Origin of the sequence: Clavibacter vidaverae, from assembly GCF_047529985.1 — a bacterium.
In the GTDB taxonomy this organism is placed as follows: Bacteria; Actinomycetota; Actinomycetes; order Actinomycetales; family Microbacteriaceae; genus Clavibacter; species Clavibacter nebraskensis_A.
The window spans coordinates 783,814-795,604 of record NZ_JBLJAM010000001.1 but is presented as its reverse complement, the minus strand read 5'-3'; the positions used below and the strand labels follow the sequence as shown (position 1 = coordinate 795,604).

The window sequence follows — 11,791 nt, the reverse complement described above, 5'->3', positions numbered from 1 at the left end:
GTCCGCCCCTCCCCGCATCCGGCGGCGAGCCGCCGACGGGGAGGCTGGTAAACTCCTGCGAGGCTCGGCCCCCGACTGGCCCCGGCCGCACCTCCCTCAAGAGATCGGCTCAGATGGCGCACCACCCGCGACGAGACCCCGTCGCCGGCAGCACCGGCGGCCTCCCCGCCGTCTCCTACGTCATGCCGATCCTCAACGAGGCGGCCCACGTGCGCGCCGCCGTCGCCAGCATGATGAGGCAGGACTACGCCGGCGAGATCGAGGTCGTCCTGGCCCTCGGCCCGAGCACCGACGGCACCACCGAGGTCGTGCGCGAGATGGCCCGCGAGGATCCGCGCATCACGAGCGTCGACAACCCCACGGGATCCACCCCCGGCGGTCTCAACGCCGCCATCCGGGCGACTCGCCACCCCATCGTCATCCGCGTCGACGCGCACTCGCTGCTCCCGCGCGACTACACGCGCATCGCCGTCGAGACCCTGCAGGCGACGGGCGCGGACAACGTCGGCGGCCTCATGTCGGCCGAGGGCCGCACCCCGTTCGAGAAGGCGGTCGCCCGGGCCTACGGCGCACGCGTCGGCCTCGGCGGCACCGCCCACCACGTCGGAGGCAAGGAGGGCCCGGCGGAGACCGCGTACCTCGGCGCGTTCCGGCGCGACCGCCTCGTCGAGGTCGGCCTGTTCGACGAGGGCGTGCGCCGCGGCCAGGACTGGGAGCTCAACCGCCGCCTCCGGCAGAGCGGCGGCCTCGTGTGGTTCACGCCGCGGATGAAGGTGACGTACCGCCCGCGCTCGACGTTCCGGTCGCTGATCCGGCAGTTCTTCGCCACCGGCCTGTGGCGCGGCGAGCTCGCGCGGCGCTACACGCGGCAGAACTCCGTGCGCTACTTCGTGCCGCCCGTCGCGGTGGCCGGCGTCGCGGCGGGGCTCGTGCTAGGCGTCGCGGGTCTCGTCGGTCCGGCCGTCGGCGTCCCGGCCCTGCGCCGACTGGTGGGCGCGTTCGTCGTCCCCGGCGTGTACGCCGGATTCGTCCTGGTGAGCACCGTGACGGTCGCGTCGCGCGACGGTGCCGCCACGATGCTGCGCTTCGCCGCCGTGCTGCCGTCCATCCACTTCAGCTGGGGCACCGGCTTCGTGCTCGGCTTCCTCGAGCTCACCGACGACCTCGACGGGCACACGGGCCGATGACCGGCGCACCCGGCACCGGCGACCGCGGCCTGCCCACCTCCATCGCGGAGCTCCGGCGCGTCACGCAGCCGCCCGAGGTGCGGCTCCGCGCGAACGCCGAGCACTGGACCGCGCACCTGTACCTGCGCGACCTCTCGCCGTACCTCACGTGGATGCTGCTCCGCACGCGCATCAGCGCCAACGGCGTCACGGTCGTCATGATCCTCACCGGCTGGGCTGCCGCCGCGGCGCTCCTGATCCCCGGCCTCGGCGGCGCGGCCCTCGCGCTCGTCCTCGGGCAGCTGCAGATGCTCGTGGACTGCTGCGACGGGGAGGTCGCGCGCTGGCGCCGCACGTCGTCGCCCGTCGGGCACTTCCTGGACGCCGTCGGGCACTACTCGACCGAGACGCTGATCGCGCTGGCGCTCGGGATCCGTGCGGCCGCCTACCCGTTCGAGGCGCCGGCCGACCTGCCCTGGACGACGCTCGCGTTCGCCCTGGCCCTCGTCATCGTCCTGAACAAGGCCCTCAACGACATGGTGCGGGTCGCCCGCGCGTCCGCCGACCTGCCCAAGGCGCCCGTCGGCGCGAGCACGGTCGCGTCGCAGCACTCCCTCGTCGCGGTCGCGCGGCGGGCGGTCCGCTTCCTGCCCTTCCACCGGATGTTCCACTCGGTCGAGCTCACCATCGTCGTCTTCGTCGTCTCGCTCGTGGGTCTGGTGGCGGGGCAGCCCGGCACCGACCGCGTCCTGCTCGTCGCGCTCGTCCCGCTGGCAGTGCTCGCCCTCGTGGGGCACTTCGTGATGATCGTCACCTCGCGTCGGCTGACGTCCGCGTGACGGGGAGCCTCCCGCGCGTCGGCGTGGTCGTCCTCAGCCAGGGGCGACGACCCGACGGGCTCGCGGCGTCGCTCGCCTCCGTGCGGCGCCAGGAGGGCGTCGCGCTCGACGTCGTCGTGGTCGGGAACGGCTGGGAGCCGCAGGGCCTCGCCGACGGCGTCCGGGGGATCCACCTGCCCGAGAACCGGGGGATCCCAGCCGGGCGCAACGCGGGCGTCCCGCACGTCGCGGGGGACGCGCTCTTCTTCCTCGACGACGACGAGACCATCCCGAGCGCGACCTTCCTCGCCGACTGCCTCGCGCTGATGCGCCGGACGGGCGACGTCGCGCTCGTGCAGCCGCGCATCGTCGACCCGACAGGCGCTGCGACGCCGCGCCGCTGGATCCCGCGCATCCGCAAGGGCGACCCCGCCGCGTCGAGTTCGGTCTTCTCCGTGCTGGAGGGCGCGGTCGTCGTGCGGCGCGACGCCTTCGAGACCGCCGGCGGCTGGGCGGGGGAGTTCTTCTACGCTCACGAGGGCATCGAGCTGGCCTGGCGGATCTGGGACCAGGGGCTGCGCGCCTGGTACGCCGGCGACCTGGTCGCCCACCACCCCGCCGTCGCGCCCACCCGCCACGCGGAGTACCACCGCCTGAACGCGCGCAACCGGGTGTGGCTCGCCCGTCGCAACCTCCCGCTGGTCCTCGTCCCCGTCTACGTCGGGTCGTGGACGGCGGTGCAGCTGATCCGCAGCGCCCGGAACCGGGACGGCCTCATGACCTGGCTGCGCGGCTGGCGCGAGGGCTGGACGACGTCGCCGGGGGAGCGTCGCCCCATGTCGTGGAGGACGGTCCTCCGCATGACGCGCGCGGGCAGGCCGCCCGTCATCTGATCGTGACCAGGCTCCGTCCGGTCACGATCCCACACCGTTCCGCGCCCCCGGCCGGGGCACGTCCGAGAGCCCGCCGAGCGCTGGCTACGGTGGATGCATGGGTCTCCTGAACGACGCTCGCCTCGGCGCGCGCGCTGTCCGCTCGTTGGTCCAGCAGCGACGGGCGCGCGGGTCCCTGCAGCGCAAGCTGGCGCTCCGTGCCCCCTCGCCGCACGGCGAGTACCGCATCGCCGTCTACTTCGCCGACTCGGCCGTGAACATGTACCAGATCCGGCAGTGGTACCGGCCGCTCCTCGAGCTCGCGAGGACGCACCCGGTCGTGATCCTCAGCCGGCACCCGAGCGGCGCGGACGCGCTCCTCGACGAGAGCCCGCTGCCGGTCGAGTACGTGCGTCGCGTGGCCGACCTGGAGCGCGTCATCGCGGAGCAGGACATCCGCATCGTCCTGTACGTCAACCAGAACACCCGCAACTTCCAGATGATGCGGTACGGGCGTCGCTGGCACGTCTTCGTCAACCACGGCGAGTCCGACAAGATGTACATGACCACCAACCAGTTCAAGGCGTACGACTACAGCCTCATCGCGGGCGACGCGGCGCGAGCGCGGCTGGGCAAGGTGCTCTGGGACTACGACCTCGACCGGCGGGCGATCCCCATCGGCCGTCCGCAGGCCGACCACTACTCCGGAGAGCTGCCGTACGCGCCCGACGACCGCACGGTCGTGCTCTACGCGCCCACGTGGGAGGGCGATCGCGCAGCGGCCGCCTACGGGTCCATCGCGTCGCACGGGGTGCCGCTGGTCCGCGACCTCATCGCCACGGGCCGGCACCGCGTCGTCTATCGGCCGCATCCACGCTCCGGCGTCATCGACCCCGAGTACGCGCGCGCGAACCGCGAGATCGCGGCGATGCTCGAGCGGGCGAACGCGCAGGATCCGTCGGCCCAGCACGTCGTGGACCGCTCGCGCGAGCTGGCCTGGCAGCTGTCGGCGGCCGACCTCGCCATCGTCGACATCTCCGCGATGGTCTACGACCGCCTCGCGGCCGGCAGGCCGCTGATGGTGACGCGGCCCGTCCGCCCGGAGGCGCAGATCGACACCGACGGCTACCTCTCCGACTGCGAGTGGCTGACCGCCGAGGACGCGCGCGACATCGTCACCCGTCTGGACGCCCTCCAGCACGACGCGGCGGCGGACCGGCGGCTGGCCGCCTGGGTGCGGCACTACTTCGGGGACACCGCCCCGGGCCAGGCCACCGCGCGGTTCCACGCGGCGATCGAGCACCTCATGGGGGAGTGGGACCGCCATGCGGCGCTCCACGCCCGTGACGGCGCGGCCGCATCGGGCGACGACCAGGTGGACGACGAGGACGAGGAGTCCTGAGGCCGCGACCAGCGTCGGCCGACGACCGCCGCCGGTGCCGTCAGCCCTTCGCGGCCTTCTTCTCCGCGATGCGGATGACGCGCGGCTTCTTCTCCGGCACCGCGAGCTCGTCCGGGAAGCCGGCAGGTGCCGGGCCGAACGCCTGACGCGAGCTCGCCACGATCTTGTTCCCGAGCATCCGGTTGCCGGCGCCGCCGATGACGGCCCCGATGCCGAAGGGCACGGCGCGGCCGATGGCGCTCGCGCCCTGGTTGACCACGAAGCGCTTGATGAAGGCCCGCTTGATGCGGTCGGCGATGGGGCCGATGGCGAACGAGGGGAGCCCGGACGTGATCGCGCGTCCCCAGTTCGCGTTGCGGTCGACGGGCTGGCCCTGGAACTGCCCCGTGAACTGCTGGATGACCTGCGCACCCGGCGCGCCCAGCATCATCGTCATCACGAGCGCCCGGGCGCGTGCCGGATCCTCGACCGTGATGCCGTGGACCTCCGTGATGGACTGCGCGAAGAGCGCGCTCGCCTCGAGGAAGCCGGCCGTCTCCACGCCCGTGAGGGCCAGCGAGATGCCCGTGCCCACGCCGGGGATGACCGCGCTCGCACCCACGGCCGCGCCGCCCGCCGTCACGGCGGCGAGGAAGCGCTTCTCGAGGATGGCGATGATGCGGTCGGGCGACGCCTCCGGGTGGCGGGCCCGGATCGACCGGATGTGGGCGAGGACGACGGGGCGCTGCACGGATAGGAGACGATCTATGCCGCTGGCCACGGTCGGGTCGAGGTCGGGAGCGTCCTTCATGGTCCGAGCCTACGCGCGGGTGCCTGCGGCCGACCCGCCCGGACGTCGAGCGGCCCGTGCCCGGACCCGGTGCCTATCCCCTGAGAAGCGGGCAGATTGGCATGGGGCGCTTGCGCTCTGGTCATTCCTCCATGTGACGGATAAGCATGTGCCATGGTCACCACCGTCTCCGACGCCGCCGCCGAGTTCGGCTCCCGGGTGCGCGAGCAGCGCCAGCGCATCGGCATCAGCCAGGAGACGCTCGCGGAGCTCTCCGGCATCCACTGGACCGCCCTCGGCAAGATCGAGCGGGGCCAGCGGAACCCGAGCCTCCGCAACATCATCAAGATCGCCAGCGGGCTCGACGTGGACGCCGGGCTGCTCGTGACCGGCCTCACGGCCGACATGCTCCCGCAGGACGACGGCGAGTCGCCCGCCGAGCTCATCCGCCTCGAGCGCGAGCGCGACCGACGCGGCACCACGCCCGTCAGAAGCTGACGCGCCACAGGTACTCGCCTCCGTCCGGCCGGAACCAGCGGACCACCAGGACGGTGTCGAGCGCGAGGTCGTCGCCGCGGATGGTGGTGGAGAGGCGCTCGCCCGGCCGCACCGTGACGGGCGCGCGCGACAGCATGGTGCCGGAGCCGAGCAGGTGCAGCGAGATGGCGTGCAGCACCTCGTCCCCGACGTTGACGAGGGCGAAGCGCGGACGCTCCAGCGTGCGGTCGAAGTGCCAGGGCACGCGGTAGGCGGGCTCGGGATCCGGACGGACGGGCAGGGGCGGGACGGTTCGCAGCATGCGTGCACGGTAGATGCGGCGTGCGACGTGCGGGGTCGCGGGCCTGTGGAAGGGCCGGGTTGGGGAGGAGGGGCGCTCAGCCGGCCGGCGTGTCGGTCGCGGCCGGCGGGTTGTGGTCCGCGTTGTAGGCGTCCACGACGCGGTCGATGGGCCCGTCGAGGACGAGGGCGCCCTTGTCGAGGTAGAGGCCGCGCCTGCAGAAGCGGCGGAGGTCCCGCTCGTTGTGCGAGACGAAGAAGAGCGTGCGACCCTCCGCCAGCATCTCCTCGATCCGGTGGTAGCACTTCTCGCGGAAGGCCTTGTCGCCCACCGCGAGCACCTCGTCCACGAGGAGCACCGGCTCGTCGAGGCGCGAGATGACGGCGAACGCGATGCGCACCTTCATGCCGCTGGACAGGTGCTTGTAGGGGGTGTCGACGAAGTCCGGGATCTCGGCGAAGGCGATGATCTCGTCGAACTGCGCGTCGATCTCCGCCTTCGACATGCCGTGCAGGCCGGCGGTGAGGTAGATGTTGTCGCGCACCGTCAGGTCGCTGACGAAGCCGCCGGTGATCTCGATGAGGGGGGCGACCCCCGCGTGCACCCCGATGGACCCCTCGTCCGCGATGAGGACCTCGGCGACGAGCTTGAGGAGCGTCGACTTGCCCTGGCCGTTGCGGCCCACGACGCCGATCGCCTCGCCCGCCCGCACCTCGAAGGACACGTGGCGGAGCGCCCAGAACTCGCCCGGTCGGGCCCGCCGGGCGGATCCCGCGAACAGGTCCTTGAAGCTCCGGCGTGCCTTGCGGTTGCGCCGGAACCGGATGCCGGCGTCCTCCACCGTGATGACCGGTCGCGCGGACGGCCCGGGCTGCGATGCCCTCATCAGATCTCCTTCAGGACGGCGGGCAGCGAGCGGCGGAAGACGAGCGAGCCGACGAGCAGGAGGCCCGCGGAGATCGCCGCGCTCACCCCCACGGCGTACCAGTCCAGCTCCGCCGGGAAGAACGCCGACCGGTAGAGGCCGAACACGCCCGTGAGCGGGTTGAGCGCCGCCCACGGATGGAGCTCCGCGGGGAGGTCGCGCGACGAGTAGACGATGGGGGAGGCGTAGAAGAGGAAGCGCAGCACGAGCTTCACGGCGCGCTCGAGGTCGCGGAAGAACACGACGAGCGGCGAGATGATGAGCCCGATCCCGAGGAGCAGCGCCGCCTGGATGAGGACGGCGAGCGGGAACAGCAGCACGTGCACGTCGAGCCGGGCGCCCGCGACGATCGCGAAGACGGCGAGCACCGGGAGGCTCGCGAGGAACTCGAAGCCCTTGGCGAAGACGAGGCGGAGGACCCAGATGGTGCGCGGGATCCGCGTCGAGCGCACGAGCTTGGCCTGCGAGCTGAACGCCTTGGTGAAGTCGCTCGTCGCGCCCGTGAACCACATCCAGGGCAGCAGGGCCGCCAAGAGGAACACGATGTACGGCTCCTCGCCGACGCTGCGCGAGAAGACGACGGTGAAGACGAACCAGTAGATGCCCGACATGACGAGCGGATCGAGGATCGACCAGAACCAGCCGAGCGCGCTCGTCGAGTAGCGGACCTTGAGGTCGCGCGTGGTGAGGAGCCAGAGCGATCGGCGGTAGCGGGCCGCCGGGGTGCGGGAGGCGCGACCGGGAGCGGCATCGGGCACGGCGGGGATCCTCTGCGTCAGCATCCCCGAGGCGGTCTAGACGAAGAGGTTGGCCCTCTCGAGGTCCTCCGCGAAGTCGACCTCGACCGCGTACAGGTCGGAGATGTCTACCGGTTCGACGAGCAGGGAGTCCTGCTCGATCGCCAACTCTATTCCACGCTCGAAGTAGTCCTGGTCGGCGACCCGGGCGAGCTGGCGGATGAGGACCGGCTTGTCGGCCTTCGAGACGTAGTTGATCCCCACCGCCTCGCCGAGGCCGCCCTTCACCGTCTTCGACAGCTCGCGGATGTAGCCCTCGGGGCTGGTCGTGTACTTGACCTCCTCGTCGGAGACGCGGGAGGTGTTCACCGTGACGAACGACTGGTCGCGCGCGATCATCGCGGCGGCACGTCGGAGGATCGTCGGGTCGAAGACGACGTCGCCGTTCATCCAGAGGACGCCACCGGGACCCGACGCGCGGAGGGCGCGGAGCAGGCTCTTCGAGGTGTTGGTCTGGTCGTACTGCTCGTTGTAGATGTAGTCGGCGTCCGGGAAGGCGTCGATGATGTGGTCGAGCTTGTAGCCGACGACGATGCTCACCCGGGCGTCGTCGCCGAGGCCGAAGCGGATGTTGTCGAACTGCTGGCCCATGATGGTGCGGCCGTCGCTGAGCTCGGTGAGGGGCTTGGGGAGGCTGCGTCCGAGACGGCTGCCCATGCCTGCCGCCAGGATGACTACCTGCGTGGTCATGTGTTCTCCGTTCGATGCGGGTGCCGAGTGCGACCGGGACCCCCGACGTCGAGGGTTCGCCGGGACTTCACCCGCGGGTTTCCTGTTCGACACGCCGTCATGCCTCCCCCATCGTAGGCCGCGGGCGGGGAAATAGGCGGGATCCGCGGCTCCGTCGTGTCCCTTTCGTGATGTGGGAGCGCACGCGGCGGGCGTCCGGGGAGCACGCCCGTGACCCCGCGTGACGCGGTCCGACGACGCGTCGAGGACGGCGGGGCGGGCGCGCAGGACGCCCTTGCTAACGTGGGCCTGTGACCGACGCCCCCGACGAGACGACCTCCCCCGACGCCACGTCCGCCACCGGTGCGCAGCCGCAGGACGGCGCGTCGACCGGCGCTTCGTCGCCCGCCGACGAGGCGGCCGGCGCCACCGCATCGAGCCCGGCCGCCGTGCCCGGCCCGCCGCGTCCGGGACAGCGCGTGCCGCGACGTGCCACGGCGCCGTCGCCCCGCACCGCGCCCGCCGTCGTCGTGGCGCCGACGCCGCCCCGTGTGCGGTCGACGCCCCTCGTCGCGCCGTCCCCGCGACCGGCGGATGCCGGGGCTGCCGCGGAGGAAGGGACCAGCACGTCGACACCCGCTCGTCCGCCCCGCGTCCGACGCCGGACGCGCGTGCAGCGCGCCGCGGGCGGAGCGGACGTCGCCGCCGGCCCGGCTGTAGAGGAGCAGCCGGCAGGGGAGCAGACCTCGCCCGACGTCTCCGCGGACGAGCCCGTGGCGCCCACCGAGGGGGCGGCGGATGCGGATGCTGTCTCGCACGAGCCGACCGCGGAGCCGGAGGCGGACGGCGTCGAGGACGTCCGGAGCCTGTTCGACGACGCAGGTCCCGAGCTCGACTCCGAGCCGACCGCTGAGGCTCCTCAGGACGCGCCGGAGACGGGGACCGCGGATGCCGCTCCCGACGTGGACGCCGACGTCGACGTCGACGCCGCGGAACCGCAGGACCGACCGTCGGCGGTCTCGGAGCCCGCGAGCGAGCCGGCCGAGGACGCGATCGTCGAGGCGACCGTCATCGAAGCCGAAGCCGAAGCCGAAGCCGAGCCCGAGCGGGAGACCCAGGTCGATCCCGAGCCCACCCCCGAACCGTCCCCCGCCCGTGCCGTGACGGTCCGCACCGACAGCCTCACGTCGCCGCGCCCCAGCCGACCCGGGCTCGCGGGCGTGGGGGAGACCGCCCTGACGCCGTCGGTGCGCGGGGAACGCGCCGCCGCCCCCGAGCTCGGGGACGCCGTCCTCGTGATCGAGGGGCTCACCAAGCGCTTCGACGAGAAGGTCGCGGTCGACGACATCGCGCTCACGGTGCGCGCCGGGTCCTTCTACGGCATCGTCGGCCCGAACGGCGCGGGCAAGACGACCACCATGTCGATGGTCACGGGGCTGCTGCGGCCGGACGCCGGCACGGTGACGGTGAACGGCATCGACGTCTGGCGCGACCCGCTCACCGCGAAGCGCAGCATCGGCGTCCTTCCGGATCGCCTGCGGCTCTTCGACCGCCTCACGGGTGCGCAGCTGCTGCACTACTCGGGCGCGCTCCGGGGCCTCGACGACGCGGAGATCCGCAGCCGGTCGGCCGACCTCATCCAGGCCTTCGGCCTCGAGGACGCCGTCGGCCGCCTCGTCACCGACTACTCCGCGGGCATGACCAAGAAGGTCGCCCTCGCGTGCGCCATGATCCACTCGCCGCGGATGCTCGTGCTCGACGAGCCGTTCGAGTCGGTCGACCCGGTGTCGGCGGCCAACGTGGTGGAGATCCTGCAGGACTACGTGGCGCACGGCGGCACCGTCGTGCTCTCGAGCCACGGCATGGACTTCATCCAGCGCATCTGCGACCACGTCGCGATCATCGTCAACGGCCGCGTGCTCGCCTCGGGCACCATGGACGAGGTCCGCGCGGGCCGGTCGCTCGAGGAGCGCTTCGTCGCGCTGGCCGGCGGTCGCCGCACGGCGGAGGGGTTCTCGTGGTTGCACTCGTTCTCCGACTGAGGCTCGCCCTCCTCGCCAACGCGTTCCGCCGCAGCCCGTGGCAGGTGCTGGGGCTCGTGGCCGCGGGGGTCTACGGGATCCTCGTCACGGTGCTGGCCGTCGGCGCGCTCGCGGGGCTCCGCGACGCCGACGCGGCCGCGGCTCGCGACCTCGTCGTGGCCGGGGGCGCCCTCGTGGTCCTCGGCGCGCTCGTGGTGCCGGTCGTGCTCGGGTCGGACGACGCCATGGATCCCCGCCGCTTCGCGCCCTACGGCATCGAGCCCCGGCGGCTCGCCCTCGCCCTGGCGGTGGCCGCCCTCGTCAGCGTGCCGGGCGTGATCCTCGCCGTCGTCGCGCTGACCACCGTGGTCACGTGGGCACGGGATCCGCTTACGGCGCTCGTGGCCGTGGTCGCCGCCCTGGCCGCCGTCGTCACGTGCGTGCTCGTCGCCCGCGTCAGCACCGTGCTCGCCTCGGTGCTCCTCAGCACGCGGCGCGCCCGCGAGGCGACCGGCCTCGCCGCGGGGCTCGTTGCCGTGCTCCTCGTGCCGGCCGTCGTCGCGCTCGCGCAGGCCGACCTCCTCGACGACGGGCTGCGCCCCGCCCGCGGCCTCCTCGGCGTCCTCGCGTGGACGCCGTTCGGCGCGGCATGGGCCGCCCCGGCCGCGGCCGTCGCGGGCGACGCCGGCGGCGCGCTCGGGATGCTGCTCGTCGCCGTCGCCTCGGCCGGCCTGCTGGCGCTCCTCTGGATCCGCCTCGTGCCGTGGGCCCTCACCGCGCCCGACCGCACGGGCGGCGGCCGCACCCAGACCGGCCTCGGCTGGTTCGGCCGCTTCGGCGCGTCGCCCGCGGGAGCCGTGGCCGCGCGCAGCGTCACCTACTGGATCCGCGACCCGCGCTACCGTGCCACCCTCGTCCTCATCCCGGTGCTCCCGCTCGTGCTGCTCGTGCCGCTCGTGATCGTCGACGTCGACGCGCACGTGCTCGCCCTCGTGCCGCTGCCCGTCATGGCCCTGTTCCTCGGCTGGAGCGTCCACAACGACACGGCGCACGACCACACGGCCGTGTGGCTCCACGTCGTGTCCGGGATCCGCGGCGTCGCCGACCGCGTCGGACGCATCGTCCCCGTGCTCGCGATCGGCGTGCCGCTCGTCGCGATCGGCGCGCCGCTCAGCGCGCTCGGCTTCGGGGACGCGTCGGTCCTGCCCTCGATGGTGGGCGTCAGCGGCGGCGTCCTGCTCGCGGGCGTCGGGCTCGCGTCCTTCTTCTCCGCGCGCTTCCCGTACCCCGCGTCACGGCCCGGGGACAGCCCCTTCCACGCCCCGCAGACCGTAGGCGCCGGCGGATCCACCGTGCCCACGCTCACCTTCATCGCCACCGTCGTGCTCGCCGTGCCGTCTGCCTGGCTCGCCTGGATGGGCCTCGTGCACGGCGGCGCCTACCCGGCGTGGTCGCTCGTGGTCGGCCTCGGGATCGGCGTCGTCGCGCTCGTCGGAGGCCTCGTCGGCGGCGGCCGCGTGTTCGAGCGCCGCGGCCCCGAGCTGCTCGCGTTCGCCCAGCGCCACTGAGGCGGA

General features: G+C 73.1%; 12 protein-coding genes. 7 read left to right on the top strand and 5 right to left on the bottom strand.

Going from position 1 to position 11,791, the window contains the following annotated elements; genetic code table 11:
• Positions 1-113 precede the first annotated feature (113 nt).
• The 4 genes from ACMT9T_RS03700 (at position 114) to ACMT9T_RS03685 (ending at position 4,258) form a co-directional block, all read left to right on the top strand.
• Positions 114-1,187, top strand: coding sequence for a glycosyltransferase family 2 protein (locus ACMT9T_RS03700; RefSeq protein WP_414744284.1), 1,074 nt, complete (start codon positions 114-116; stop codon positions 1,185-1,187).
• Positions 1,184-2,005, top strand: coding sequence for a CDP-alcohol phosphatidyltransferase family protein (locus ACMT9T_RS03695; RefSeq protein WP_414744283.1), 822 nt, complete (start codon positions 1,184-1,186; stop codon positions 2,003-2,005). Before ACMT9T_RS03700 ends, ACMT9T_RS03695 begins: the two co-directional genes overlap by 4 nt.
• A complete protein-coding gene (locus ACMT9T_RS03690) occupies positions 2,002-2,877 on the top strand; it encodes a glycosyltransferase family 2 protein (protein ID WP_414744282.1) in 876 nt (291 codons plus the stop codon). The genes ACMT9T_RS03695 and ACMT9T_RS03690 overlap by 4 nt, the downstream gene beginning before the upstream one ends.
• A 97-nt stretch (positions 2,878-2,974) precedes the next feature.
• Positions 2,975-4,258: a hypothetical protein gene (locus tag ACMT9T_RS03685; RefSeq protein WP_414744281.1), complete on the top strand. Its 1,284-nt coding sequence runs from the start codon at positions 2,975-2,977 to the stop codon at positions 4,256-4,258.
• 40 nt (positions 4,259-4,298) lie between these two features.
• Here the strand turns inward: ACMT9T_RS03685 and ACMT9T_RS03680 are convergent, their stop codons facing one another.
• Positions 4,299-5,048 carry a hypothetical protein gene (locus tag ACMT9T_RS03680; RefSeq protein ID WP_414744280.1) on the bottom strand — a complete coding sequence of 250 codons (750 nt, stop codon included), beginning with the start codon at positions 5,046-5,048 and terminating at the stop codon, positions 4,299-4,301.
• A 153-nt stretch (positions 5,049-5,201) separates the two neighbouring features.
• Between ACMT9T_RS03680 and ACMT9T_RS03675 the strand changes: the two genes are divergently transcribed.
• Positions 5,202-5,525 (top strand): helix-turn-helix domain-containing protein, encoded by a 324-nt coding sequence (locus ACMT9T_RS03675; protein ID WP_043672823.1) that lies wholly within the window; start codon positions 5,202-5,204, stop codon positions 5,523-5,525.
• Here ACMT9T_RS03675 and ACMT9T_RS03670 read toward each other — a convergent pair.
• From ACMT9T_RS03670 to ACMT9T_RS03655, 4 genes are all read right to left on the bottom strand, one after another.
• On the bottom strand, positions 5,515-5,826 hold the full coding sequence (locus tag ACMT9T_RS03670; protein WP_414744279.1) for a hypothetical protein: 312 nt from the start codon (positions 5,824-5,826) through the stop codon (positions 5,515-5,517). The two genes, ACMT9T_RS03675 and ACMT9T_RS03670, sit on opposite strands and share 11 nt — an antisense overlap.
• 76 nt (positions 5,827-5,902) lie before the next feature.
• Positions 5,903-6,691 (bottom strand): ABC transporter ATP-binding protein, encoded by a 789-nt coding sequence (locus tag ACMT9T_RS03665; protein WP_414744278.1) that lies wholly within the window; start codon positions 6,689-6,691, stop codon positions 5,903-5,905.
• Positions 6,691-7,488: an ABC transporter permease gene (locus ACMT9T_RS03660; protein ID WP_414744277.1), complete on the bottom strand. Its 798-nt coding sequence runs from the start codon at positions 7,486-7,488 to the stop codon at positions 6,691-6,693. The genes ACMT9T_RS03665 and ACMT9T_RS03660 overlap by 1 nt, the downstream gene beginning before the upstream one ends.
• 36 nt (positions 7,489-7,524) lie before the next feature.
• Positions 7,525-8,217 (bottom strand): phosphocholine cytidylyltransferase family protein, encoded by a 693-nt coding sequence (locus tag ACMT9T_RS03655; protein ID WP_414744276.1) that lies wholly within the window; start codon positions 8,215-8,217, stop codon positions 7,525-7,527.
• A gap of 290 nt (positions 8,218-8,507) precedes the next feature.
• Here ACMT9T_RS03655 and ACMT9T_RS03650 point away from each other — a divergent pair, with 290 nt between their 5' ends.
• Both ACMT9T_RS03650 and ACMT9T_RS03645 read left to right on the top strand, forming a co-directional pair.
• Positions 8,508-10,238, top strand: coding sequence for an ATP-binding cassette domain-containing protein (locus tag ACMT9T_RS03650; protein WP_414744275.1), 1,731 nt, complete (start codon positions 8,508-8,510; stop codon positions 10,236-10,238).
• Entirely contained in the window at positions 10,214-11,785 is a 1,572-nt protein-coding gene (locus tag ACMT9T_RS03645) for an ABC transporter permease (RefSeq protein WP_414744274.1), read from the top strand. The genes ACMT9T_RS03650 and ACMT9T_RS03645 overlap by 25 nt, the downstream gene beginning before the upstream one ends.
• Positions 11,786-11,791: the final 6 nt, after the last annotated feature.

Excerpts from the sequence above, each read along its gene's own strand:
- ACMT9T_RS03665 (WP_414744278.1), bottom strand. The coding sequence starts at position 6,691 with ATGAGGGCATCGCAGCCCGGGCCGTCCGCGCGACCGGTCATCACGGTG.
- ACMT9T_RS03680 (WP_414744280.1), bottom strand. The coding sequence starts at position 5,048 with ATGAAGGACGCTCCCGACCTCGACCCGACCGTGGCCAGCGGCATAGAT.
- ACMT9T_RS03685 (WP_414744281.1), top strand. The coding sequence starts at position 2,975 with ATGGGTCTCCTGAACGACGCTCGCCTCGGCGCGCGCGCTGTCCGCTCG.
- ACMT9T_RS03655 (WP_414744276.1), bottom strand. The coding sequence starts at position 8,217 with ATGACCACGCAGGTAGTCATCCTGGCGGCAGGCATGGGCAGCCGTCTC.
- ACMT9T_RS03675 (WP_043672823.1), top strand. The coding sequence starts at position 5,202 with ATGGTCACCACCGTCTCCGACGCCGCCGCCGAGTTCGGCTCCCGGGTG.
- ACMT9T_RS03695 (WP_414744283.1), top strand. The coding sequence starts at position 1,184 with ATGACCGGCGCACCCGGCACCGGCGACCGCGGCCTGCCCACCTCCATC.
- ACMT9T_RS03670 (WP_414744279.1), bottom strand. The coding sequence starts at position 5,826 with ATGCTGCGAACCGTCCCGCCCCTGCCCGTCCGTCCGGATCCCGAGCCC.
- ACMT9T_RS03700 (WP_414744284.1), top strand. The coding sequence starts at position 114 with ATGGCGCACCACCCGCGACGAGACCCCGTCGCCGGCAGCACCGGCGGC.